A 25,335-nucleotide genomic window follows, 5' to 3' on the forward strand; every position below is an offset into this window, starting at 1 on the left:
CTGAGAAAGCAAAAATATCTAATTAGCGCGCTGTAAAGATATTCATCCTTTCTTACCTTTTATAATTTAATAAGCATATTAGGGACTATCGAATGCTCAGATATACCTGTCATGCCCTATTTCTTGGATCGTTAGTATTATTGAGTGGCTGTGATAACAGCTCTTCCTCCTCTTCCTCTGGCTCACCTGGCGAACCCGGTAATCCTGGCACGCCCGACCCGCAGGATGTCGTCGTCCGTTTACCGGACGTTGCCGTCCCTGGCGAAGCGGTACAGGCCTCTGCCAACCAGGCTGTCATTCATCTCGTCGATATCGCCGGCATCACCAGCAGCACGCCGGCCGACTATGCCAGCAAAAACCTCTATCTGTGGAATAACGAAACCTGTGATGCGCTGAGCGCGCCGGTGGCGGACTGGAATGATGTCAGCACCACGCCGACCGGCAGCGACAAATATGGCCCTTACTGGGTGATCCCGCTGACTAAAGAGAGCGGATGTATCAACGTGATCGTCCGCGATGGCACCAATAAGCTTATCGACAGCGACCTGCGCGTCTCTTTCAGTGATTTCACCGATCGGACGGTATCGGTCATCGCCGGCAACAGCGCGGTCTATGACTCCCGCGCCGACGCCTTCCGCGCCGCCTTTGGCGTGGCGCTGGCCGATGCGCACTGGGTCGATAAGACCACTCTGCTGTGGCCGGGCGGGGAAAATAAACCCATTGTGCGTCTCTATTACAGCCACAGCAGTAAGGTGGCCGCCGACAGTAACGGCGAATTTACCGATAAGTATGTCAAGCTGACCCCGACCACCGTCAGCCAGCAGGTGAGCATGCGCTTCCCGCATCTCGCCAGCTATCCTGCCTTTAAGCTGCCGGATGACGTCAACGTCGAGGAATTGCTGCAGGGCGAGACGGTGGCGATATCCGCCGAAAGCGACGGGATACTGAGCTCCGCCACCCAGGTGCAGACCGCCGGCGTGCTGGATGATACCTATGCCGCCGCCGCTGAGGCGCTGAGCTATGGCGCCCAGCTAACCGATAGCGGCGTAACCTTCCGCGTCTGGGCGCCCACGGCGCAGCAGGTCGAGCTGGTGCTCTACAGTGCGGACAAGAAAGTGGTTGCCAGTCACCCGATGACCCGCGACAGCGCCTCCGGCGCCTGGTCCTGGCAGGGAGGGAGCGACCTGAAAGGCGCGTTCTACCGCTACGCGATGACGGTCTACCACCCGCAGTCGCGCAAAGTCGAGCAGTACGAAGTGACCGATCCCTACGCCCACAGTTTGTCGACCAACTCGGAGTACAGCCAGGTGGTCGATCTGAACGACAGCGCGCTGAAGCCGGAAGGCTGGGACGGGCTGACGATGCCGCACGCGCAGAAAACCAAAGCTGATCTGGCGAAGATGACGATCCACGAATCGCATATTCGCGATCTCTCCGCCTGGGATCAAACCGTTCCTGCGGAGCTGCGCGGTAAGTATCTGGCGCTCACCGCCCAGGAGAGCAATATGGTTCAGCATCTGAAGCAGCTGTCGGCCTCGGGCGTGACCCATATTGAGCTGCTGCCGGTATTCGATCTGGCGACGGTCAATGAGTTCAGCGACAAAGTCGCCGATATTCAGCAGCCGTTCAGTCGCCTGTGCGAGGTCAACAGCGCGGTGAAGAGCAGCGAGTTCGCGGGCTATTGCGACAGCGGTTCGACGGTTGAAGAGGTGCTGACTCAGCTGAAGCAGAACGACAGTAAGGATAACCCGCAGGTGCAGGCGTTGAATACGCTGGTGGCGCAGACCGACTCCTATAACTGGGGCTACGATCCGTTCCAATACACAGTACCGGAAGGATCTTACGCCACCGATCCGGAAGGCACGGCGCGCATTAAAGAGTTCCGCACCATGATTCAGGCGATCAAGCAGGATCTGGGAATGAACGTCATTATGGACGTGGTGTACAACCACACCAACGCCGCCGGCCCGACCGACCGCACCTCGGTGCTGGATAAGATCGTCCCCTGGTACTATCAGCGTCTGAACGAAACCACCGGCAGCGTGGAATCGGCCACCTGTTGCTCCGACTCGGCGCCAGAGCACCGGATGTTCGCCAAGCTTATCGCCGATTCACTGGCGGTATGGACCACCGATTATAAGATCGATGGCTTCCGCTTCGACCTGATGGGCTACCACCCGAAAGCGCAGATCCTCTCGGCCTGGGAGCGCATTAAAGCGCTGAACCCTGATATCTACTTCTTTGGCGAAGGCTGGGATTCCAACCAGAGCGATCGCTTTGAAATTGCCTCGCAAATCAATCTCAAAGGCACCGGGATCGGCACCTTCTCCGATCGTCTGCGCGACGCCGTGCGCGGCGGCGGACCGTTCGACTCCGGCGATGCATTGCGCCAGAACCAGGGCGTGGGCAGCGGGGCCGGCGTTCTGCCGAATGAGCTGACCACCCTGACCGACGATCAGGCGCGCCATCTCGCCGATCTGACCCGTCTCGGCATGGCCGGTAACCTTGCGGACTTCGTGCTGATCGACAAAGACGGCGCGGTGAAGAGAGGCAGCGAGATTGATTATAACGGCGCGCCTGGCGGCTACGCGGCTGATCCGACGGAAGTCGTGAACTATGTGTCAAAACACGACAACCAGACGCTGTGGGACATGATCAGCTACAAAGCCGCTCAGGAGGCGGATCTCGACACCCGCGTCCGGATGCAGGCGGTGTCGCTGGCCACGGTCATGCTCGGCCAGGGGATCGCCTTTGACCAGCAGGGCTCGGAGCTGCTGCGCTCCAAGTCCTTTACCCGCGACTCGTATGATTCCGGCGACTGGTTTAACCGCGTGGATTACTCCCTGCAGGACAACAACTACAACGTCGGTATGCCGCGCAGCAGCGATGATGGCAGCAACTATGACATCATCGCCCGCGTGAAGGACTGGGTGGCCACCCCGGGTGAAGCCGAGCTCAAGCAGATGACCGCGTTTTATCAGGAGCTGACCGCGCTGCGTAAGTCATCTCCGCTGTTTACCCTCGGCGACGGCGCGACGGTGATGCAGCGTGTGGACTTCCGCAATACCGGCGCCGATCAGCAGACCGGTCTGCTGGTGATGACCATCGATGACGGGATGCAGGCTGGCGCCAGTCTGGACAGCCGCGTCGACGGTATCGTGGTGGCGATTAACGCCGCCCCGGAAAGCCGGACGCTGCAGGATTTCGCCGGCACATCGCTCCAGCTGAGCGCCATCCAGCAGGCGGCGGGCGACCGTTCGCTGGCCAGCGGCGTGCAGATTGCCGCTGACGGCTCGGTCACGCTGCCGGCCTGGTCGGTTGCTGTTCTCGAATTGCCGCAGGGCGAATCGCAGGGCGCCGGCCTGCCGGTGAGCAGTAAATAACGTGACGTGGGGCGCCCGTAAGGGCGCCTTCTCGTTATCGTGAGGGAACAGGAGATCGTGGTGATTGTTCGTGATGACAGTGAAAGAGGGATCCCCCCGTTGGTGGCGCATCAGCCGCCTTCCGCGCAGGCGGACGCGCCGGTGATCCGCGGCCGGATGGTGCAGATCCCAGGCTGGATTATCCCGCTGTACGCCGGATTATTATTCGCGCTCGGCTGGTTTGGCGGCGAGCAGTGGCGTCATCCGGCACCGCCGCAACCGCTGCCCTTGCCGGTGGCGCATGCGGCGCTTCTGCCGTTAACCGCTGCCGGAGAGGCCGCGCCAAAGACGCCGCCGCCGGCGACAAAACCCAGCGCGCCCGCCGCGCCGGTGGTGGACAGCGATACGCTGCCGCCTCTGCGCTATAGCGCGCATGTCTACGCCTCGTTAGCGGAAAAGCGCAGCATTGTGTTAAATGGCAAAGCGTGGACGGAGGGCGACTCCCCGCTGCCCAATCTGGTGGTGGAGCAGATCCAGCAGGATGTGACGATCTTTAGCTTCAACGGCACGACCTTTACCCTCGCGGCGCTGGAGGACTGGCCCGGGGGGAAAATTGACGAGGAGCCGAAAGGCGAATAAGGGGCACGCGCAATAAAATGCGCGTTGAAGATATTTTGCTTAGTCGCCGCGCAGGCTGGCAATAAAGGGAGCAAGCTGGCGATTAAATTGACTGCACTGGGCGGCTTCCGGGGTGCTGTCCTGTAAAAGCTGTTGGTAAAGCCGGTCGCTATTTTGGCTTAACGTTGCCGGATCAATATTTCCCCAGCCGCGCGCTTTGCCGACATTCACCGCCGCGCGATAAATAGCTTCATCGGCGGGCAGATCGCTACGATTACATTTATTCTTGAGATAGCGCGTTCCTGCCGCCACGGACGAGAGCTGCTCGAGCTGCGCCTGGCTACTGATGGCCGGACTGAGCGTTGAGGCGGGTTTCTGTTGGCAGCCAGAGAGCACGGCCACCACGCAAAGCGGAAATATAAGCGGAATGCGCATAGTAGAGTAATCAAAATAATGAATCACTGGCCGCTAGTTTAACAAATATTTCCCTGGTGTCATCATAAAATATGATTCTGCATAAATGTTAACAGGCTCTCATTTTTATTGGCAGAAACTCGATTAATCCCCTTTACTTCTTTCAATAATAAACATTGGCGGCCGGAAAATATATTTTCTGCGGCAGATGATGCCGCCGCATTTGGCATCAGGGCGAGCGTCATTTTTTATGTTATTAAAAAACATACTCTTTCCCATCTTGTTACGTGAGTACGAGGTAAAATGCTGGTTAAGAATGTCGCATTTTAGTGCTATCCTGTATGCCCTGAACATTACGTGCTATGTTCTGACTCATTCTGCCAGTGATGCGTTTAACACAATGATTTTATGGTGAATTTTTATTGTTAGTATCATGTGAAACGAAGCAAACCAACCCTTTGAAAGATGGGCGGCGCGTTCTGCCCGCCAGCAGGTTGTCGTCCCGAGGGTAAGCAGCCAGGACGTTAATTTGAGAGATTTCTTCTTCCTCTGAACAGGGGAAGTATTGAGAATCAGGCCTTTGCGCCTGAACGTTGCGGAGAAAAAGCATGGCGGGAGATGACCGCGAGCCTATCGGACGTAAGGGAAGACCCTCACGTCCGACAAAACAGAAAGTCACCCGTCGCCGGGTCCGGGAAGAGGACTACGACGACGAGTATGATGACGATGATTATGAGGATGAGAAACCGGTGCCGAGAAAAGCCAAAGGCAAAGGTGGCAAGCCTCGTCGTAAGCGCAGCTGGCTGTGGCTGCTGGTCAAGCTGGGGATTGTCTTCGCGGTGCTGATTGCCGCCTATGGCGTCTACCTCGACCAGAAAATCCGCAGCCGCATTGACGGTAAAGTCTGGGAGCTGCCGGCCGCGGTCTATGGCCGAATGGTGAACCTTGAGCCGGACATGCAGATCAGCAAAAACGAGATGGTGCGTCTGCTGAACGCCACCCAGTATCGTCAGGTCAGCGCGATGACGCGTCCTGGCGAATATACGGTGCAGGCCAACAGCATCGAGATGATCCGCCGTCCGTTCGATTTCCCGGACAGTAAAGAAGGGCAGGTGCGCGCGCGTCTGACCTTCGACGGCGACCATCTGGAAACCATCGAGAATATGGATAACAACCGCCAGTTCGGTTTCTTCCGCCTCGATCCGCGGCTTATCACCATGCTGCAGTCGCCGAACGGCGAGCAGCGTCTGTTCGTGAAGCGCAGCGGCTTCCCCGACCTGCTGGTGGATACGCTGCTGGCGACCGAAGACCGCCACTTCTACGAGCACGATGGTATCAGCCTCTATTCCATCGGCCGTGCGGTGCTGGCGAACCTGACGGCAGGCCGGACGGTGCAGGGGGCAAGTACCCTGACCCAGCAGCTGGTGAAAAACCTGTTCCTCTCCAGCGAACGCTCCTACTGGCGTAAAGCCAACGAAGCGTACATGGCGCTGATCGTCGACGCCCGCTACAGCAAGGATCGCATCCTTGAGCTGTATATGAACGAGGTGTACCTCGGTCAGAGCGGCGATAACGAAATTCGCGGCTTCCCGCTGGCCAGCCTGTACTACTTTGGCCGTCCGGTGGAAGAGCTGAGCCTCGACCAGCAGGCGCTGCTGGTGGGGATGGTGAAAGGGGCGTCAGTCTATAACCCGTGGCGCAACCCGAAACTGGCCCTTGAGCGACGCAATCTGGTGCTGCGCCTGCTGCAGCAGCAGCAGGTCATCGACCAGGAGCTGTACGACATGCTGAGCGCGCGTCCGCTGGGTGTGCAGCCGCGTGGCGGGGTGATTTCACCACAGCCGGCGTTTATGCAGATGGTGCGTCAGGAGCTGCAGGCGAAGCTGGGCGATAAAGTGAAAGATCTCTCCGGCGTGAAGATCTTTACGACCTTCGACTCGGTGGCGCAGGATGCCGCGGAAAAAGCGGCCACCGAAGGGATCCCGGTACTGAAGAAACAGCGCAAGCTGGCAGATCTGGAAACCGCCATGGTGGTGGTGGACCGCTTTACCGGTGAAGTGCGGGCGATGGTCGGCGGCGCGGAGCCGCAGTTCGCCGGCTACAACCGTGCGATGCAGGCCCGCCGGTCGATTGGTTCTCTGGCCAAGCCGGCGACCTATCTGACCGCGCTGAGCCAGCCGAACCAGTATCGCCTGAATACGTGGATCGCCGATGCGCCAGTGACTATTCGCCTGTCCAACGGCCCGACCTGGTCGCCGCAGAACGACGATCGTCGCTTCAGCGGCCAGGTGATGCTGGTGGATGCCCTGACCCGTTCGATGAACGTGCCGACGGTTAACCTCGGGATGGCGCTGGGCTTGCCGGCGGTGGTCGATACCTGGACCAAACTGGGGGCGCCGAAGAATCAGCTCAACGCCGTGCCGGCGATGCTGCTTGGCGCGCTGAACCTGACGCCAATTGAAGTGGCCCAGGCCTTCCAGACCATCGCCAGCGGCGGCAACCGTGCGCCACTCTCCGCCCTGCGGTCAGTGATTGCGGAAGATGGCACGGTGCTGTATCAGAGCTACCCGCAGGCGGAGCGCGCGGTGCCTGCCCAGGCGGCCTACATGACGCTGTGGACCATGCAGCAGGTGGTGCAGCGCGGGACGGGGCGTCAGCTGGGCGCGAAGTATCCGGGCCTCCATCTGGCGGGGAAAACCGGGACCACCAACAATAACGTCGATACCTGGTTTGCCGGGATCGACGGTAGCCAGGTGACCATCACCTGGGTGGGTCGCGATAATAACCAGCCAACCAAACTGTACGGCGCCAGCGGTGCGATGTCGATTTACCAGCGTTATCTGGCGAACCAGACGCCAACGCCGCTGGTGCTGACGGCGCCTGAAGACGTGGTCGACATGGGCGTGGACAGCAACGGCAACTTCGTCTGCAGCGGCGGTATGCGTTCGCTGCCGGTGTGGACGACGCAGCCGGATGCGCTGTGCCGCCAGGGCGAGATGATGCAGCAGCAGCAGTTGCAGCAGCAGGAAGCGAACAACCCGTTCAATCAGTCCGGGCAGCAGCAGCCTCAGCAGCAACAGCAGCAGCAACAGCAGCCGCCGAAGCAGCAGGAGAAGAGCGACGGCGTCGCGGGCTGGATCAAGGATATGTTCGGCAGTAACTGATTTAAGCCCTAAGACCAGACCCCTTAAGACGAAAGTATTAAGGGGTTTTTTTATGCCTGTAAAAAAGTTAACGGCTCTTTAACTCCATAATAACTATCTGGTTATTAATTCAGCCTTCAACCCGCAGCGACAGGCATATCGCTTGCCTTGCCTTCAACGTTTCGCCTATTATATCGCCCGTCATAATAATAATTCTCGTTTACGTTATCATTCACTTTCATCAGAGATATACCCATGGCGCGTCCAAAAACTGCTCAGCCAAACCACTCGCTGCGTAAAGTCGCAGCTGTAGTAGCCACGGCGGTTAGCGGCATGTCTGTCTACGCACAGGCAGCAGAACAACCGAAGCAAGAAGAAACCATCACCGTCGTTGCCGCCCCGGCCGCCCAGGAAAGCGCCTGGGGACCGGCGCCGACCATCGCGGCGAAACGCTCCGCCACGGCGACGAAAACCGATACCCCGATAGAAAAAACGCCGCAGTCTGTGTCGGTGGTGACGCGCCAGGAGATGGAGATGCGTCAGCCGACGACGGTAAAAGAGGCGCTCTCCTATACGCCAAGCGTCTTCTCCACCCGCGGCAGTTCGACCACCTATGACGTGGTCACCATTCGCGGCTTCACCACCTCGACGACCGTCAACACCAACCAGTATCTGGACGGCATGAAGCTGCAGGGGAATAACTACTCTGAAGTCTCCATGGATCCTTACTTCCTGGAGCGCGTGGAAGTGATGCGCGGGCCAACCTCGGTGCTGTACGGCAACAGCAACCCGGGCGGTATCGTCAGCATGGTCAGCAAACGCCCGACCACCGAGCCGCTGAAAGAAGTGCAGTTTAAGATGGGCACCGACAATCTGTGGCAGACCGGGTTTGACTTCAGCGACGCCATTGATGATGCCGGCGTCTGGTCCTACCGCCTGACCGGCCTGGGCCGCAGCCAGGATGCCCAGCAGCAGATGGCGAAATCGACCCGCTACGCGGTGGCGCCCTCCTTTAGCTGGCGTCCGGATGATAAAACCGACTTCACCTTCCTGAGCAACTTCCAGAATGATCCGGATGCGGGCTACTACGGCTGGCTGCCGCGCGAAGGCACCGTGGTGCCGTATTACGACGCCAACGGTAAGGCGCATAAGCTGCCGACCGATTTCAACGAAGGCGAGGCGGATAATAAAATCTCCCGCCGCCAGAAGATGGTGGGCTACAGCTTCTCCCATCAGTTCGATGACACCTTTACCGTGCGGCAGAACCTGCGCTATGCCGATGTGCATACGCTCTATCGTTCGGTGTACGGCAACGGCTATGTCGCGCCGGGCTACATGAATCGCGCCTATGTGCGCTCCGACGAGCACCTGAACACCTTCACCGTCGATACTCAGCTGCAGTCTGATTTCGCCACCGGCGCGGTTAGCCATACCCTGCTGACCGGCGTGGACTACTCGCGGATGCGTAACGATGTGGATGCCGACTACGGGACGGCGGATCCCATCAGCATGAACAATCCGCAGTACGGTAACCCGAATATTCAGGTCACCTTCCCGTACGCGGTGCTCAACCGGATGGAGCAGACTGGCCTGTACGCGCAGGATCAGATGGAGTGGGATAAATGGGTGATGACCCTGGGCGGCCGTTACGATTACGCCACGACCTCAACGTTAACCCGCGCCACCAACAGCCTGGCGGAGAACCACGACCAGCAGTTCAGCTGGCGCGGCGGCATCAACTACCTGTTCGATAACGGTATCTCTCCGTACTTCAGCTACAGCGAATCGTTTGAACCGGTATCGGGCGCCAGCAGCAGCGGTAAGCCGTTCGATCCGTCGCGCGGTAAGCAGTATGAAGCCGGCGTGAAATATGTGCCGAAAGATATGCCGGTGGTGGTCACCGCGGCGGTCTATCAGCTGACCAAAGACAAGAACCTGACGGCGGATCCGGCTAACCAGGCGTTCAGCATCCAGACCGGCGAAATCCGCTCCCGTGGCCTTGAGCTGGAGGCGAAGGCGGCGGTGAACGCCAATATTAACGTCACCGCAGCCTACAGCTACACCGATGCGGAGTACACTCACGATACAGTGTTCAACGGCAAACGTCCGGCGGAAGTGCCGCGTAACATGGCCTCCCTGTGGGCGGATTATACCTTCCACGAAACCGCGCTGAGCGGTCTGACGATTGGGGCCGGGGCGCGCTATATCGGTTCAACGGTCAGCTACTACAAAAATGACACCAGCACCGGTAAGAAAAATGATGCCTTTAGTGTGGCCGGTTATGCGCTGATGGATGCGACGGTGAAATACGATCTGGCGCGCTTTGGCCTGCCGGGCTCGTCGGTCGGCGTCAACGTCAACAACCTGTTCGACCGCGAATATGTCTCCAGTTGCTACAGCGAATACGCCTGCTACTGGGGGGCCGGACGTCAGGTCGTCGCCACCGCCACCTTCCGTTTCTAACCACCTACGGGCGCGGTTCGCCGCGCCCTTTATCAGGTTATCGCTATGCAGGAACAGACTCCGCACGCAGAAACCACCTTCGCGCTGGATCGCGTCACTTTCCGTGTGCCTGGCCGCACGTTGCTCCATCCGCTCTCGCTCACCTTCCCGGCCGGAAAAGTCACAGGCCTGATCGGCCATAATGGCTCCGGCAAGTCGACGTTATTGAAAATGCTTGGCCGCCATCAGCCGCCTTCCGCAGGCGATGTGCTGCTGGACGGCCAGCCGCTGGAGAGCTGGGGCAGCAAAGCCTTTGCCCGCAAAGTGGCCTATCTGCCGCAGCAGCTGCCGCCGGCCGAAGGTATGACGGTGCGCGAGCTGGTGGCGATCGGCCGCTATCCGTGGCACGGCGCGCTGGGTCGCTTTGGCGCGGCGGACCGCGAGAAAGTGGAAGAGGCGATTGCGCTGGTAGGGCTGAAGCCGCTCGCCCATCGTCTGGTGGACAGCCTCTCCGGCGGCGAACGTCAGCGGGCGTGGATCGCCATGCTGGTGGCGCAGGATAGCCGCTGTCTGCTGCTCGATGAACCCACCTCGGCGCTGGATATCGCCCATCAGGTTGATGTTCTCGCGCTGGTGCATCGTCTCAGCCAGCAGCGCGGTCTGACGGTGATCGCCGTCCTGCACGACGTTAATATGGCGGCCCGCTACTGCGACTATCTGGTAGCCCTGCGCGGCGGGGAAATGATCGCCCAGGGGACGCCGGCGGAACTGATGCGCAGCGACACCCTGGAACAAATCTACGGCATCCCGATGGGGATCCTGCCGCACCCGGCCGGCGCGGCGCCGGTAAGCTTTGTCTATTAATGATGACCCCGACTCAGATAACCCGACGTCGCCTGCTGACCGCGATGGCGCTCTCGCCGCTGCTGTGGCAGATGCGCGGCGTGCAGGCGGCGAACGTTGACCCGCAGCGTGTGGTCGCCCTGGAGTGGCTGCCGGCGGAGCTGCTGCTGGCGCTGGGCGTCACGCCTTACGGCGTGGCCGATATCCCTAACTATCGCCTGTGGGTAAACGAGCCCGCGCTGCCCGACTCAGTGATCGATGTCGGTCTGCGCACTGAACCCAATCTTGAGCTGCTGACGCAGATGAAACCGTCGTTTATCGTCTGGTCAGCAGGCTACGGCCCGTCGCCGGAGAAGCTGGCGCGTATCGCCCACGGTCGCGGATTCACCTTTAGCGACGGCAAACGCCCGCTGGCGATGGCTCAGCGCTCGCTGCTGGAGATGGCTGACCTGCTGGGCAAACCGCAGCAGGCTCAGCGCCACCTGGCGGAGTTTGAGGCGCTGATGGCGAGCCTGAAGCCGCGCTTTGCCGGACGCGGCGACCGTCCGCTGCTGATGATCTCCCTGCTCGATCCGCGCCACGTTCTGGTGTTTGGCGAAAACTGCCTGTTCCAGGAGGTGCTTGACCGCTTTGGTATTAAAAACGCCTGGCGCGGCGAAGCGGCGTTCTGGGGCAGCGTTAGCGTTGGCATCGACCGGCTGGCGGCGTTTAACGAGGCCGATGTGATCTGTTTTGATCATGGTAACGAGCGGGAGATGACCCAGCTGCTGGCGACCCCGCTGTGGCAGGCGATGCCGTTCGTGCGCGCGGGACGCTTCCAGCGCGTTCCGGCGGTGTGGTTCTATGGCGCGACGCTGTCGGCGATGCATTTTGCCCGCGTGCTGGCCGAGGCCCAGGGGAGTCCGGCATGAATACGCGTATTTCACCGTTAGCCAGTATCCTGCTGGCCGCGCTGCTGGTCGCCGCCTTCGCGTTGAGTATCGTCAATCTCAATGTCGCCTTGCCCTATGCGCAATGGCGGCAGGCGCTGCGGCAGCCGGATAGCGATCAGATTGCCCAGATGCTGTTTCATTACAGCCTGCTGCCGCGGGTGGCCGTTTCACTGCTGGTGGGGGCCGGGCTGGGACTGGTCGGCGTACTGTTCCAGCAGGTGCTGCGCAATCCGCTGGCGGAGCCGACCACCCTTGGCGTCGCCACCGGCGCGCAGCTGGGGATAACGGTCACCACGCTGTGGGCCATCCCCGGCGTGCTGGAGTCGCAGTTTGCCGCGCTGGCCGGGGCCTGTCTGGTGGGTGCGCTGGTGTTTGGCGTCTCCTGGGGCAAGCGTCTGTCGCCGGTAACGCTGATCCTGGCGGGCCTGGTGGTCAGCCTCTACTGCGGGGCGCTTAACCAGCTGATGGTGATTTTCCATCACGACCAGCTGCAGAGCATGTTCCTGTGGAGCACCGGGACGCTGACGCAAACCGACTGGAGCGTGGCGCAGCGCCTGTGGCCGCAGCTGCTGGGCGGGGCGATACTCACCCTGCTGCTGCTGCGTCCGCTGACTCTGATGGGGCTCGATGACGGGGTGGCGCGCAACCTGGGGCTGGCGCTGTCTCTGGCGCGCCTCGGCGCCCTGACGCTGGCGATCGTGATGAGCGCGCTGCTGGTCAATGCGGTCGGGATTATCGGCTTTATCGGCCTGTTCGCGCCGCTGCTGGCGAAAATGCTCGGCGCCCGTCGACTGCTGGCCCGGCTGCTGCTGGCGGCGCTGATCGGCGCGCTGCTCCTGTGGCTTTCCGATCAGGTGATCCTCTGGCTGAGCCGGGTATGGCGGGAAGTCTCCACCGGCTCGGTCACCGCCCTGATTGGCGCGCCGCTGCTGCTGTGGCTGCTGCCGCGGCTGCGCAGCATCAGCGCCCCGGTGATGAACGGCGGCGATAATGTGCAGCCTGAACGCTATCACGTGCAATGGTTTGTTCTCGGGGGCGTCGCGTTGCTGCTGCTGGCGATGAGCGTAGCGCTGGCCTTTGGTCGCGATGCCCACGGTTGGCTGTGGGCTCACGGCGATCTGCTGGAGCAACTGCTGCCCTGGCGCTGGCCGCGAGTGCTGTCGGCGCTGTTCGCCGGGGTGATGCTGGCGGTCGCCGGCTGTATTATCCAGCGCCTGACCGGCAACCCGATGGCCAGCCCGGAAGTGCTGGGCATCAGCTCCGGCGCCGCCTTTGGCGTGGTGCTGATGCTGTTCTTCGTGCCTGGCGACGCCTTTGGCTGGCTGCTGCCGGCCGGGAGCCTTGGCGCGGCGGCCACTTTGCTGATCATTATGCTGGCCGCCGGGCGGGGCGGTTTCTCGCCGCATCGGATGCTGCTGGCGGGGATGGCGCTCAGTACCGCCTTCACCATGCTGCTGATGATGCTGCAGGCCAGCGGCGATCCGCGCATGGCGCAGATCCTGACGTGGATCTCGGGGTCGACCTACAGCGCGACGCCGGAGAGGGTGGTACGCAGCGGCGCGGTGATGCTGGTCCTGCTGGCGCTGGCGCCGCTCTGTCGCCGCTGGTTAACCATCCTGCCGCTGGGCGGGGAGGCGGCGCGGGCGGTGGGCATGGCGCTGACGTCATCGCGGATTGTTCTGCTGCTGCTGGCGGCCTGCCTGACGGCGGCGGCGACGCTGACCATCGGCCCGCTGAGCTTCGTCGGGCTGATGGCGCCGCATATTGCGCGCATGATGGGCTTCCGGCGAACGCTGCCGCATATGGTGATCTCCGGACTGACTGGCGGGCTGCTGCTGATCTTCGCCGACTGGTGCGGACGGATGATCATGTTCCCGTACCAGATCCCGGCGGGGCTGCTGTCGACCTTTATCGGCGCGCCGTACTTTATCTATTTGCTGAGGAAGCAGAGCCGCTAACGATCCCGGATGGCCTCAACATCCCCGGTGGCGCGAGTGCTTACCGGGGCTACAGTGCTGTGCGATTTGGTAGCCCGGATAAGGCGCAATGCGCCGCATCCGGGAAAATCCCTGCGTCACCAGGCATTCAAGCACCTTACAGTTTGGCAAATACCCGGCGCGCGGCGTCGATGGTATTGTCGATATCTTCCTCGCTGTGGGCGACGGACATAAAGCCGGCCTCAAACGCTGACGGCGCCAGGTACACGCCTTCCTCCAGCATCAGATGGAAGAAGCGCTTGAAGCGTTCGACGTCGCACTTCACCACGTCCTGATAGCAGGTGACGGTTTCGGCATCGGTAAAGAAGATGCCGAACATGCCGCCGACGTTATTGACCACCAGCGGGATCCCGGCGTCACGCGCCGCATCCAGCAGGCCTTGCGCCAGCTGGTTGGTCAGCTCGGTGAGGGTTTCATGCACGCCCGGCTGCGCCACTTCGCTTAAGCAGGCGAAGCCGGCGGCCATGGCGATCGGGTTACCGGAGAGGGTTCCGGCCTGGTAGACCGGACCGGTGGGCGCCAGCGCGTCCATCACCTCGCGACGGCCGCCGAAGGCGCCTACCGGCATCCCGCCGCCGATGATTTTCCCGAGACATGTCAGATCCGGCTCCACGCCGTAATAAGCCTGCGCGCCCGCCAGCGCCACGCGGAAGCCGGTCATCACTTCGTCGATGATCAGCAGGGCGCCAAATTCGTCGCACAGCGCGCGCAGGCCCGGCAGGAACTCCGGCTGCGGCGGAATGCAGTTCATATTCCCGGCGACCGGCTCGACGATGATGCAGGCGATATCCTGCGGATACTGCTCGAACGCCGCGCGCACGGAGGCGAGGTCGTTATAGGTGCAGGTCAGGGTATGTTTGGCGAAATCAGCCGGCACGCCCGGCGAGTTCGGCTGGCCGAGGGTCAGCGCGCCGGAACCGGCTTTCACCAGCAGGCAGTCGGCATGGCCGTGGTAGCAGCCTTCGAACTTGATGATCTTGTCGCGGCCTGTGAAACCGCGCGCCAGGCGAATCGCGCTCATGGTGGCTTCGGTACCGGAGTTCACCATGCGCACCATATCCATGGTCGGCACCAGCTCGGTCACCAGCGCCGCCATTTTTACTTCCATTTCGGTCGGCGCGCCAAAGCTCAGGCCGCGGGACGCCGCCTCGATCACCGCGTTGCGGATCGCCGGATGGTTGTGGCCCAGCACCATCGGACCCCAGGAGCCGACATAATCGATATAGGCTTTTCCATCCACGTCATAGAGGTAAGCGCCATCCGCGCGTTCGATAAACAGCGGGGTGCCGCCGACGCCGGTGAAGGCGCGGACCGGCGAGTTAACGCCGCCGGGGATCAGTTCACGCGCAGCGTGGTACAGATTTTCAGATTTGCTCATGGCCAGGGTCCTGGTTCGTGAAAAATGTTTTATCGGCTATTCTAAGTTATTCCAGGATGGTTATGAAAGTTTTGCCCAATTGAAACAATGTGCCGCAAGGGCATTTTTTTGACGACGCAGCGCGCCGGGGCGGCTAAAATGCCTCTCTCTTCATTTGTATTACCAATAATTGATAACGGCATGAAAGCAGAAACTCCCTCTTTTGAAGCACATCAGTTCGTGCGGGTGCGTCGCGGCGATGCGGTGCGCCGGTTGATTCAGCGCGATAAAACGCCGCTGGCGGTGCTGTTTATGGCGGCGGTGGTCGGCACGCTGGCCGGACTGGTGGGTGTGGCGTTTGAAAAGAGCGTGAACTGGGTGCAGAACCAGCGGATCGGCGCCCTGGCGCAGGTGGCGGACCACTGGTATCTGGTCTGGCCGCTGGCGTTTATCTTGTCGGCGCTGCTGGCGATGGTCGGCTATTTCCTCGTGCGCCGCTTTGCGCCGGAGGCTGGCGGATCGGGGATCCCGGAAATCGAAGGGGCGCTGGAGGAGCTGCGGCCGGTGCGCTGGTGGCGCGTGCTGCCGGTGAAATTCATCGGCGGCATGGGGACCCTGGGCGCCGGAATGGTGCTGGGACGCGAGGGGCCGATGGTGCAGCTTGGCGGCAACATTGGACGCATGGTGCTGGATATTTTCCGCATGCGCAGTCCGGAAGCGCGGCACACGCTGCTGGCGACCGGTGCGGCGTCGGGGCTCTCAGCGGCCTTTAACGCGCCGCTGGCCGGTATCCTGTTTATCATCGAAGAGATGCGCCCGCAGTTCCGCTACAACCTGATCTCCATTAAAGCGGTATTTACCGGCGTGATCATGTCGAGCATTGTGTTTCGCATTTTCAACGGCGAGGCGGCAATTATAGAGGTGGGCAAGCTGAGCAATGCCCCGGTGAATACCCTGTGGCTGTACCTGGTGCTGGGGATGCTGTTTGGCTGCTTTGGCCCGCTGTTTAATTTTCTGGTGCTACGCACCCAGGATCTGTTCCAGCGCATTCACGGCGGCAACATCAAAAAATGGGTGTTAATTGGCGGGGTCATCGGCGGGCTTTGCGGCCTGCTGGGGCTGATGCAGCCCTCCGCGGTGGGGGGCGGCTTTAACCTGATCCCCATCGCCGCCGCCGGTAACTTCTCCGTCGGTTTGCTGCTGTTTATCTTTATTGCCCGCGTGGTGACCACGCTGATCTGCTTCTCTTCCGGCGCGCCGGGCGGCATTTTCGCCCCGATGCTGGCGCTCGGCACGCTGCTGGGCACGGCGTTCGGCATGGCGGCTATTCCGCTGTTTCCGTCCTACCATCTCGATGCTGGCACCTTCGCCATCGCCGGCATGGGGGCGCTGCTCGCCGCCTCGGTGCGCGCGCCGCTGACCGGGATTGTGCTGGTGCTGGAGATGACCGATAACTATCAGCTCATTTTGCCAATGATTATTACCTGCCTTGGCGCAACACTACTGGCGCAATTCCTCGGCGGTAAGCCTTTGTATTCGACCATTCTGCAACGTACTCTGGCGAAGCAGGAGGCCGAGCAGGCGGCAAAAGCGCAGCAGGCACCCCGGGAGAATACTTGAACGATTTACCAGGGTATTAGATAATGGCTCAAAAGGTCCGGTTATTCTTTAACCGGCCGGAAGTATCAATGGGAGCAAAAAATGAGTGATGACGTAGCGTTGCCGCTGGAGTTTACCGAAGCCGCAGCCAATAAAGTAAAACACCTGATTGCGGATGAAGATAATCCGAACCTGAAACTGCGCGTGTATATCACCGGCGGCGGTTGCAGCGGTTTCCAGTATGGCTTCACCTTCGACGATCAGGTGAACGAAGGGGATATGACCATTGAGAAACAGGGTGTCGGCCTGGTGGTTGACCCGATGAGCCTGCAGTACCTGGTCGGCGGCTCTGTCGACTATACCGAAGGGCTGGAAGGTTCACGCTTTATCGTGACCAACCCGAATGCGAAAAGCACCTGCGGCTGCGGGTCCTCGTTCAGCGTTTAAAGCGAGCGCGGCAGGGGCTTTTTCTCGCAGCGAGAGGGCGCCAATGCTAAAAACGGTAACCTCAGGGTTACCGTTTTGCTTTTATGGCCGTCCGTTATCGTCCAGGGCAAACGTCGGCAGCTTCAGGTGCCAGCGGATCGCCGCCAGCCGGATCGCCAGGGTCACCACCATCCCCATCATTGCCGAATTCTCCAGCGGGAGATGGAAGGTGTCGTGCGCGGTGGCGTGGACAATGCCGCCGACAATACAGGCGGTGGCGTAGATCTCGGTGCGCAGAATCATAGGAATTTCGCGCGCCAGCACGTCGCGGATTATCCCGCCGCCAACGCCGGTCACCACCCCCATGCATACCGCTACCAGCGGGCCGCTGCTGGCGAGAAAGGCTTTATTGACGCCGATGCCGACAAACACCGCTAAACCGACGGCGTCGAGCACCGGCAGGATCCATTTCGGCAGCCGGCGCGGCTGGCGGACCAGCAGGATGGTCAGCATGCTGGTGACCATCGCCACCACCAGATCGGTGGGATCTTTGACCCAGAATACCGGGCCATTCGCCAGCGCCATGTCGCGGATGGTTCCGCCGCCCACCGCCGTCACCACGCCTAACACCAGCACGCCAAACGGGTCCATGCGTAATTTTCCGGCCAGCAGAACGCCGGAGATCGCGAAAACGGCCGTGCCAATAATATCCAGCCAATAGACAAGCATCGTTGATTCCCACTGAACATCCGCTTTACCGGATGGTTATTTTACCTGGTCGAGCGCCGCACAAAGTTGTTTGGCGGCGAGGATAATACGTGGGCTTGCGCGTTCAAACCAGTCGCTGTGTAACGCAATCAACGAAATGGTGAGCTGATGTTGCCAAAAGCGCTGCGCCTCGGCGATGCGGCTGGCGTCGCCGGTCACCACAATCGCCTGCGGCTGACGGGCCAGCACCTGTTCGCGGCTCACCTGCGGCCAGGGAACACGGCTGGCGGCAAAGATATTCTCGCCGCCGCACAGCCTCAGCACCTGATCCTGAATCGAGCCGGGGCCGCTGGTGAACAGCGGGGCGGAACCGAACTGCAGGAAGACGCGTTTCTTCGGCGCGCTGGCATAGCGCGCTTTCAGCGCATCGTATTCCTGCTGCATCGCCTGCGCCGCCTGCTGCGCTTTTTCCGGCTGCGGGCTCCACTTCGCCAGTTGACGCAGGGTGGCGATGATCTCTTCGATGGTTGAAGTCTGCACCCAGAGGACGTGGATCCCCAGCGACTGCAGCTGGTTAACCTGACGTTCGGCATTACCGCCGCGCCAGGCCAGCACCAGGTCTGGCTTTAACGCTACGATGCGCTCCAGGTTCATCCCCTGCCAGCTGGCAACCTGCTCAATCGTTTTGGCCTGCGGCGGATAATCGGAATAGCTACTGACGCCGACCGGCGTGATCCCGGCGGCAAAGGCCAGTTCGGTATTGGCGGGGGAGAGGGTGATCACCCGCGGCGCGGCCAGCAGCCACGCCGGGGCGAGTAACAGCAGCGCGGCAAGCGCGAAGGAGAGCGACTTAGCCACGTGCCAGGTTCTGGACCAGATTCTCCACCATCAGGGTGGACTGTCTGGCGGCGACCGCAAGGAACTCCTCAAAGCTGAGGTGAGACTGCTGGTCGGCCACATCGGAGATGGCGCGAACCACCACGAAGGGAACCTTAAAGTTATGGCAAACGTGAGCGATAGCGGTCGCTTCCATTTCCACAGCGATCGCCTGCGGGAAATTATGGCGGATCTTCGCCAGACCGACAGAGCCGTTAATGAAGGCATCGCCGCTGACGATCAGGCCGCGAACGGCATTGAGATCTAACGCGTTAATGCAGCTCTCCGCGGCGGCCACCAGTTTTTCGTCCGCTTTAAAGCCCGCCGGGCAGCCAGGCAGCTGGCCGTACTCATAACCGAAGGCGGTGACGTCGGCGTCGTGGTAGCGCGCTTCATCGGAGACGACGATATCGCCGACCTTCAGCGTCGGCGCCAGGCCGCCGGCAGAGCCGGTATTAATGATCACGTCAGGCTGGCAACGCTCCAGCAGCAGGGTCGCGCCCATCGCCGCCGCCACTTTCCCGATACCAGACTTCAGCAGCGCGACGTCAACGCCGTGAAGTTGGCCGGTATAGATTTCGCTCCCGCCAATAGTGATAGTCTGGCGGTTTTCGATTTTGTCGCGCAGAAGGGTAACTTCCTCTTCCATAGCGCCAATAATGCCAATTTTCATAGATTTACTCGCGATGTGTCAGGTTTAGTTGCATAGTCTATCATGCGCTTAAGGGGAAGCGTATTGCTCGCGCGGGAGAGGCTATGGCAAAGATTGATTTTCGCAACAAGATAAACTGGCGTCGACGCTTCCGTTCGCCGCCGCGTGTCGAGACGGAGCGCGACATCCTGCGGATCTTCGAAAGCGATCGGGGACGGATCGTCAACTCGCCGGCCATCCGTCGCTTACAGCAAAAAACTCAGGTCTTCCCGCTGGAGCGCAACGCGGCGGTGCGTACCCGTCTGACCCACTCGCTGGAGGTGCAGCAGGTGGGGCGTTATATCGCCAAAGAGGTACTGAGCCGGCTGAAAGAGCAGAGGCTGCTGGAAGAGTATGGCCTGGAAGAGCTGACCGGGCCATTCGAGAGCGTCGTGGAGATGGCCTGCCTGATGCACGATATCGGCAACCCGCCGTTTGGCCATTTTGGCGAGGCGGCGATTAACGACTGGTTCCGCCAGCGTCTGGCGCCCGGCGATGCGCTCGGGCAGCCGCTGACCGACGATCGCTGTGAAGTGCAGGCATTACGCCTGCAGGAGGGGGAAACGTCGCTTAACGCGCTGCGCCGCAAAGTGCGCCAGGATCTCTGTTGCTTTGAGGGCAACGCCCAGGGCATTCGTCTGGTCCATACGCTGATGCGCATGAATCTGACCTGGGCGCAGGTCGGCTGTATTCTGAAATATACTCGTCCGGCGTGGTGGTCCGAGGCGACGCCAGCCAGCCACAGTTATTTAATGAAGAAGCCTGGCTACTATTTAGCCGAAGAGGAGTATGTGGCGCGCCTGCGTAAAGAACTGGATCTGGCGCCTTACAATCGGTTCCCATTAACCTGGATTATGGAAGCCGCGGATGACATCTCATATTGCGTCGCGGATCTCGAGGACGCGGTGGAAAAACGTATTTTCAGCGCTGAGCAGCTTTATCAGCATCTTTACGACGCCTGGGGCAGCCATGAAAAAGGATCGTTATTCTCGCAGGTGGTGGAAAATGCCTGGGAGAAATCACGAGCCAATTCCCTGAAGCAGAGCGCGGAAGATCAGTTTTTTATGTATTTGCGGGTGAACACGCTGAATAAGCTGGTGCCCTACGCGGCGCGCCGATTTATTGACAACCTGCCGGCCATCTTTACGGGTGACTTTAATCATGCGCTGCTTGAGGACGACAGCGATTGCAGTCAGCTGCTGGAGCTTTATAAAAATGTAGCGATGAAACAGGTGTTTAGCCATCCGGATGTCGAGCAGCTGGAATTGCAGGGCTACCGGGTGATCAGCGGCCTGCTGGATATCTATCAGCCGCTGCTGAAATTATCACTGGAGGATTTCAGCGAATTAGTAGCGCAGGAGCGGGTACGGCGTTTACCCATTGCCTCCCGGCTGTATCAGAAACTTTCAACCCGCCACCGGCTGGCCTATGTGGAAGCGGTAAATAAGCTCGCGCGCACAGCGCCTGAATTTGTGCTGATGGAATACTATTATCGCTGCCGTCTGATTCAGGATTATATCAGCGGGATGACGGATTTATATGCGTGGGATGAATATCGACGACTGATGGCGGTGGAATAGGCTGGAGTTTTGTAAAGATGGACAATAAATTTTTACTTTTTCCAGAAACTTAATTCCGGAACTTAGCGCTATAAAATGACTCTGATAGTCACGTACACAGCAACTTTCGTTTTCTGATATTGAGATTGAAACTGATGAAAAAAACCACGTTAGCAATGAGTGCACTGGCTCTGAGTTTAGGTCTGGCATTGTCCCCGCTCTCTGCGAGCGCGGCGGAAACGGCATCTTCGGCCACTAACGCGCAGCAGATGCCAAGCCTGGCCCCGATGCTGGAGAAAGTGATGCCGTCGGTGGTGAGCATTAACGTTGAAGGTAGCACCACCGTTAATACCCCACGGATGCCGCGTAACTTCCAGCAGTTCTTTGGCGATAACTCGCCGTTCTGCCAGGATGGTTCTCCATTCCAGAGTTCGCCGTTTTGCCAGGGCGGCGGACAGGGCGGTCAGCCTGACGGCGGCCAGCAGCAGAAATTCATGGCGCTGGGCTCCGGCGTGATTATTGATGCGGCCAAAGGGTATGTGGTGACCAACAACCACGTCGTGGACAACGCCACCACGATTAAGGTCCAGCTGAGCGATGGTCGTAAGTTTGATGCCAAAGTCGTGGGTAAAGACCCGCGCTCTGATATCGCGCTGATTCAGATTCAGGATCCGAAAAACCTGACGGCAATTAAGCTTGCCGACTCTGACGCGCTGCGCGTCGGCGACTACACCGTGGCTATCGGTAACCCGTTCGGTCTGGGCGAAACCGTGACCTCCGGGATTGTTTCCGCGCTGGGTCGTAGCGGCCTGAACGTGGAAAACTACGAAAACTTTATCCAGACCGATGCGGCGATTAACCGCGGGAACTCCGGTGGCGCGCTGGTGAATCTCAACGGCGAGCTGATCGGCATCAACACCGCCATTCTGGCGCCGGACGGCGGCAACATCGGTATCGGTTTTGCTATCCCGAGCAACATGGTGAAAAACCTGACCGAACAGATGGTGAAATATGGCCAGGTGAAACGCGGCGAGCTCGGCATCATGGGCACCGAACTGAACTCTGAGCTGGCGAAAGCGATGAAAGTCGACGCCCAGCGCGGCGCCTTCGTCAGCCAGGTGATGCCGGGGTCGGCGGCCGCGAAAGCGGGCATTAAAGCCGGCGACGTGATCACCTCCCTCAACGGGAAGGCGATCAGCAGCTTCGCCGCGCTGCGTGCTCAGGTCGGCACCATGCCTATCGGCAGCAAGGTTGAGCTTGGCCTGCTGCGCGATGGCAAACCGGTGACCGTCACCGTCGAACTGCAGCAGAGCAACCAGACCCAGGTTGACTCCAGCACCATCTTCAACGGGATTGAAGGGGCGGAAATGAGCAACAAGGGTCAGGACAAAGGCGTGGTGGTCAATAATGTGAAAGCCGGCACCCCGGCGGCGCAGATTGGCCTCAAGAAAGGCGACATCATTGTCGGGGCCAACCAGCAGCCGGTGAAAAACATCGCCGATCTGCGGAAAATCTTCGACGCCAAACCGTCCGTGCTGGCGCTGAACATTCAGCGCGGCGACGCCTCCATCTACCTGCTGCTGCAGTAATCGTCAGCGCTTGATCCCAGCCCCTTCCCTCGCCGAGGGCAGGGGCTTTTTTTCGTTCTGTGACCGCTTCCACAACTCCACATATCTCATCCGGGCTTCGGGCATATGCACAATGCAGCAGGGCGACGACTCTTTTATGCTGGTGCCCTGCAAAGGGGAGGATTACATGGCTGGCTGGCATCTCGATACCAAAATGGCGCAGGATATTGTGGCGCGGACGATGCGCATCATCGATACCAACATCAACGTGATGGATGCCCGCGGGCGGATTATCGGCAGCGGCGATCGGGAAAGGATTGGTGAATTGCACGAAGGCGCGCTGCTGGTGCTTTCCCAGGGGCGGGTGGTGGATATCGACGACGCGGTGGCTCGCCATCTGCACGGGGTGCGCCAGGGCATTAACCTGCCGCTGCGCCTGGAGGGGGAGATCGTCGGGGTGATCGGCCTGACCGGCGAGCCGGAGTCGCTGCGAAAATATGGCGAGCTGGTGTGCATGACGGCAGAGATGATGCTGGAGCAGTCGCGACTGATGCATCTCCTGGCGCAGGACAGCCGTCTGCGCGAAGAGCTGGTGATGAACCTGATTCAGGCGGAAGAGCATACCCCGGCGCTGAACGAATGGGCTCAGCGATTAGGCATCGACCTGAATCAGCCGCGCGTGGTGGCGATGATTGAGGTGGACAGCGGCCAGCTCGGCGTAGACAGCGCGATGGCGGAATTACAGCAACTGCAGAACGCGCTGACCACGCCCGATCGCCATAATCTCGTGGCCATTGTCTCGCTCACGGAAATGGTGGTGCTGAAACCGGCGCTGAACAGCTTTGGCCGCTGGGACGCCGACGATCACGTCCGGCGCGTCGAGCAGCTTATCGCCAGGATGAAAGAGAATGGCCAGCTCCGTTTCCGCGTGGCGTTGGGCAACTTCTTCACCGGCCCCGGGAGTATCGCCCGCTCTTACCGTACCGCTCGCACGACGATGATGGTGGGCAAGCAGCGGATGCCGGAGAGCCGCTGCTATTTCTATCAGGATTTGATGCTGCCGGTGCTGCTTGACAGCCTGCGCGGCGGCTGGCAGGCCAATGAGCTGGCTCGTCCGCTGGCGCGTCTCAAGGCGATGGATAACAACGGACTGCTGCGGCGAACGCTGCAGGCGTGGTTTCGCCATAACGTGCAGCCGCTGGCGACGTCGAAGGCCCTGTTTATTCATCGTAATACGCTGGAGTACCGGTTGAATCGTATCTCGGAGCTGACGGGGCTGGATCTTGGCAGCTTTGACGACCGGCTGCTGCTGTATATCGCGCTGCAGCTGGATGAACAACGCTAAGGCGTGGAGGTAAAAAAATGCCGGGTAGCGACTCGCCATACCCGGCCTGGACGATGCATGCTGTCGGTAGCGGTTTGATACCGCCAGCCCGGTCAGGCGACGCGCCGCCGGGGATGCGCTTACTTACGGGTGAGCTTTTCCAGATCGGCTTCGATTTCGCTGATCTTATTGGTGACCACGCTTTCCAGATGGCGTAAATCGTCGAGGATTTTACGCTTGAGATCGATTTCAGTGCGATCGCGCTGGCAGATCTGATCCAGCTCATCGATGACGTAGCGCAGATTGGGGCTGATCTCCTGGACCTCTTTGTAGCCCTGGCCGACGCCGTCGGCGACGACGGTTTTGCGCTGACGCGGATATTTGAACTTCACGCTCTTGGCGAAGAATTCGCCTTTGTCTTTCTGAAAATAGATTTTCAGAATGTCGTTGTTAGCTTCCTGCCGCAGGCTATAGCGATCGATCTCATCAGGGTTGGTAATGCCAAGACTTTTCAGATTATCGTACATAACGGTACCTTTGATAGCATCATAACCATTGAATAATTAACGAAAAAATCCATTCTCGCCAGCATCAAATATCAAAAAAGCGGGATATCTCCCGCTTTTTATTTGCTTTAGTCGATGGTGCGCAGCAGTTCGTTAATGCCGACCTTGCCGCGAGTTTTAGCATCGACTTTCTTCACGATCACTGCGCAGTACAGACTGTATTTACCATCTTTCGACGGCAGGTTGCCTGACACCACTACCGAGCCAGCCGGCACGCGGCCGTAGAAGACTTCGCCGGTTTCTCGATCGTAGATTTTGGTGCTCTGACCCAGGTAAACGCCCATGGAGATCACGGAGCCTTCTTCGACAATCACCCCTTCAACTACTTCAGAGCGCGCGCCGATGAAGCAGTTGTCTTCGATGATGGTCGGGTTCGCCTGCAGCGGCTCCAGTACGCCACCGATGCCGACGCCGCCGGACAGGTGAACGTTTTTACCGATCTGCGCGCAGGAGCCGACGGTGGCCCAGGTGTCAACCATGGTGCCTTCGTCAACGTAGGCGCCGATGTTAACGTAGGACGGCATCAGCACGGTGTTGCGGGCGATAAACGCGCCCTGGCGCACCGCTGCCGGCGGCACCACGCGGAAACCTTCTTTCTGGAAACGCGCTTCGTCATAGTCAGCGAATTTCATCGGTACTTTATCGAAGTAGCGGCTTTCCGCACCATCGATAACCTGGTTATCGTTAATACGGAAAGAGAGCAGTACCGCCTTCTTCAGCCACTGATGCGTCACCCACTGACCGTCGATCTTCTCAGCGACGCGCAGCGCGCCGGAATCCAGAAGGGCAATAACCTGGTTAACCGCTTCGCGGGTCACGGTATCCACATTGGCCGGCGTGATGTCGGCGCGACGCTCAAAGGCGGACTCAATAACGTTCTGTAACTGCTGCATTGTTTCTTTCCATTCAC

At 59.8% G+C, this 25,335-nt stretch carries 20 protein-coding genes; 12 read left to right on the forward strand and 8 right to left on the reverse strand.

Annotated elements, in window-relative coordinates:
- Positions 1-92: 92 nt before the first annotated feature.
- Both pulA and gspB read left to right on the forward strand, forming a co-directional pair.
- Positions 93-3,383 carry a pullulanase-type alpha-1,6-glucosidase gene (pulA, locus tag ACOI7Z_RS15965; RefSeq protein WP_420702361.1) on the forward strand — a complete coding sequence of 1,097 codons (3,291 nt, stop codon included), beginning with the start codon at positions 93-95 and terminating at the stop codon, positions 3,381-3,383.
- Between the two features lie 60 nt (positions 3,384-3,443).
- Positions 3,444-4,001, forward strand: a complete 558-nt coding sequence (gene gspB / locus ACOI7Z_RS15970) for a type II secretion system assembly factor GspB (RefSeq protein WP_065882740.1) — start codon at positions 3,444-3,446, stop codon at positions 3,999-4,001.
- 39 nt (positions 4,002-4,040) lie between these two features.
- Here the strand turns inward: gspB and gspS are convergent, their stop codons facing one another.
- On the reverse strand, positions 4,041-4,415 hold the full coding sequence (gene gspS, locus ACOI7Z_RS15975; RefSeq protein ID WP_023292031.1) for a type II secretion system pilot lipoprotein GspS: 375 nt from the start codon (positions 4,413-4,415) through the stop codon (positions 4,041-4,043).
- Positions 4,416-4,477: 62 nt separating this feature from the next.
- Positions 4,478-4,624 carry a hypothetical protein gene (locus ACOI7Z_RS15980; RefSeq protein ID WP_044521095.1) on the reverse strand — a complete coding sequence of 49 codons (147 nt, stop codon included), beginning with the start codon at positions 4,622-4,624 and terminating at the stop codon, positions 4,478-4,480.
- Between the two features lie 378 nt (positions 4,625-5,002).
- On the opposite strand from ACOI7Z_RS15980, the gene mrcB reads away from it, so the two are divergent.
- The 5 genes from mrcB to fhuB all read left to right on the forward strand — a co-directional run bounded on the left by mrcB (position 5,003) and on the right by fhuB (position 13,712).
- Entirely contained in the window at positions 5,003-7,558 is a 2,556-nt protein-coding gene (gene mrcB, locus ACOI7Z_RS15985; protein WP_087849896.1) for a bifunctional glycosyl transferase/transpeptidase, read from the forward strand.
- 234 nt (positions 7,559-7,792) lie between these two features.
- Positions 7,793-10,000, forward strand: coding sequence for a ferrichrome porin FhuA (gene fhuA / locus ACOI7Z_RS15990; protein WP_032452784.1), 2,208 nt, complete (start codon positions 7,793-7,795; stop codon positions 9,998-10,000).
- 45 nt (positions 10,001-10,045) lie between these two features.
- On the forward strand, positions 10,046-10,843 hold the full coding sequence (gene fhuC / locus ACOI7Z_RS15995) for a Fe3+-hydroxamate ABC transporter ATP-binding protein FhuC (RefSeq protein ID WP_032452785.1): 798 nt from the start codon (positions 10,046-10,048) through the stop codon (positions 10,841-10,843).
- Positions 10,843-11,733 (forward strand): Fe(3+)-hydroxamate ABC transporter substrate-binding protein FhuD, encoded by an 891-nt coding sequence (fhuD, locus tag ACOI7Z_RS16000; protein ID WP_087849897.1) that lies wholly within the window; start codon positions 10,843-10,845, stop codon positions 11,731-11,733. Before fhuC ends, fhuD begins: the two co-directional genes overlap by 1 nt.
- Positions 11,730-13,712, forward strand: a complete 1,983-nt coding sequence (fhuB, locus tag ACOI7Z_RS16005; RefSeq protein ID WP_087849898.1) for a Fe(3+)-hydroxamate ABC transporter permease FhuB — start codon at positions 11,730-11,732, stop codon at positions 13,710-13,712. The genes fhuD and fhuB overlap by 4 nt, the downstream gene beginning before the upstream one ends.
- Positions 13,713-13,848: 136 nt before the next feature.
- Here fhuB and hemL read toward each other — a convergent pair whose 3' ends face one another.
- The gene (gene hemL / locus ACOI7Z_RS16010) at positions 13,849-15,129 is read right to left on the reverse strand and encodes a glutamate-1-semialdehyde 2,1-aminomutase (protein ID WP_017900647.1); all 1,281 of its coding nucleotides are present in this window, start codon (positions 15,127-15,129) and stop codon (positions 13,849-13,851) included.
- 180 nt (positions 15,130-15,309) lie between these two features.
- Here hemL and clcA point away from each other — a divergent pair, with 180 nt between their 5' ends.
- Entirely contained in the window at positions 15,310-16,728 is a 1,419-nt protein-coding gene (gene clcA / locus ACOI7Z_RS16015) for a H(+)/Cl(-) exchange transporter ClcA (RefSeq protein ID WP_032429103.1), read from the forward strand.
- An 81-nt stretch (positions 16,729-16,809) separates the two neighbouring features.
- The gene (erpA, locus tag ACOI7Z_RS16020; RefSeq protein WP_002889275.1) at positions 16,810-17,154 is read left to right on the forward strand and encodes an iron-sulfur cluster insertion protein ErpA; all 345 of its coding nucleotides are present in this window, start codon (positions 16,810-16,812) and stop codon (positions 17,152-17,154) included.
- Between the two features lie 81 nt (positions 17,155-17,235).
- Here the strand turns inward: erpA and ACOI7Z_RS16025 are convergent, their stop codons facing one another.
- The 3 genes from ACOI7Z_RS16025 to mtnN are packed head-to-tail and all read right to left on the reverse strand — an operon-like array spanning position 17,236 to position 19,390.
- Positions 17,236-17,862 (reverse strand): TRIC cation channel family protein, encoded by a 627-nt coding sequence (locus ACOI7Z_RS16025; protein WP_087849899.1) that lies wholly within the window; start codon positions 17,860-17,862, stop codon positions 17,236-17,238.
- A gap of 36 nt (positions 17,863-17,898) precedes the next feature.
- Positions 17,899-18,699, reverse strand: a complete 801-nt coding sequence (gene btuF / locus ACOI7Z_RS16030) for a vitamin B12 ABC transporter substrate-binding protein BtuF (RefSeq protein ID WP_023292039.1) — start codon at positions 18,697-18,699, stop codon at positions 17,899-17,901.
- Complete coding sequence (gene mtnN / locus ACOI7Z_RS16035; protein ID WP_004204440.1) at positions 18,692-19,390, reverse strand: 5'-methylthioadenosine/S-adenosylhomocysteine nucleosidase; 699 nt, start codon at positions 19,388-19,390, stop codon at positions 18,692-18,694. Before mtnN ends, btuF begins: the two co-directional genes overlap by 8 nt.
- Before the next feature lie 83 nt (positions 19,391-19,473).
- Between mtnN and dgt the strand changes: the two genes are divergently transcribed.
- The 3 genes from dgt to cdaR all read left to right on the forward strand — a co-directional run bounded on the left by dgt (position 19,474) and on the right by cdaR (position 23,880).
- Positions 19,474-20,988 carry a dGTPase gene (gene dgt / locus ACOI7Z_RS16040; protein ID WP_048296734.1) on the forward strand — a complete coding sequence of 505 codons (1,515 nt, stop codon included), beginning with the start codon at positions 19,474-19,476 and terminating at the stop codon, positions 20,986-20,988.
- A 134-nt stretch (positions 20,989-21,122) separates the two neighbouring features.
- Positions 21,123-22,556 carry a serine endoprotease DegP gene (gene degP / locus ACOI7Z_RS16045; protein WP_023292042.1) on the forward strand — a complete coding sequence of 478 codons (1,434 nt, stop codon included), beginning with the start codon at positions 21,123-21,125 and terminating at the stop codon, positions 22,554-22,556.
- 166 nt (positions 22,557-22,722) lie between these two features.
- Positions 22,723-23,880 (forward strand): DNA-binding transcriptional regulator CdaR, encoded by a 1,158-nt coding sequence (gene cdaR, locus ACOI7Z_RS16050; RefSeq protein ID WP_023292043.1) that lies wholly within the window; start codon positions 22,723-22,725, stop codon positions 23,878-23,880.
- A gap of 119 nt (positions 23,881-23,999) precedes the next feature.
- Here the strand turns inward: cdaR and ACOI7Z_RS16055 are convergent, their stop codons facing one another.
- Both ACOI7Z_RS16055 and dapD read right to left on the reverse strand, forming a co-directional pair.
- Complete coding sequence (locus ACOI7Z_RS16055) at positions 24,000-24,386, reverse strand: DUF3461 family protein (RefSeq protein ID WP_002889292.1); 387 nt, start codon at positions 24,384-24,386, stop codon at positions 24,000-24,002.
- A gap of 107 nt (positions 24,387-24,493) precedes the next feature.
- A complete protein-coding gene (dapD, locus tag ACOI7Z_RS16060) occupies positions 24,494-25,318 on the reverse strand; it encodes a 2,3,4,5-tetrahydropyridine-2,6-dicarboxylate N-succinyltransferase (protein ID WP_002889295.1) in 825 nt (274 codons plus the stop codon).
- Positions 25,319-25,335: the final 17 nt, after the last annotated feature.

The organism is Klebsiella sp. C283 (genome assembly GCF_048822555.1).
Taxonomy (GTDB): Bacteria; Pseudomonadota; Gammaproteobacteria; order Enterobacterales; family Enterobacteriaceae; genus Klebsiella; species Klebsiella quasipneumoniae.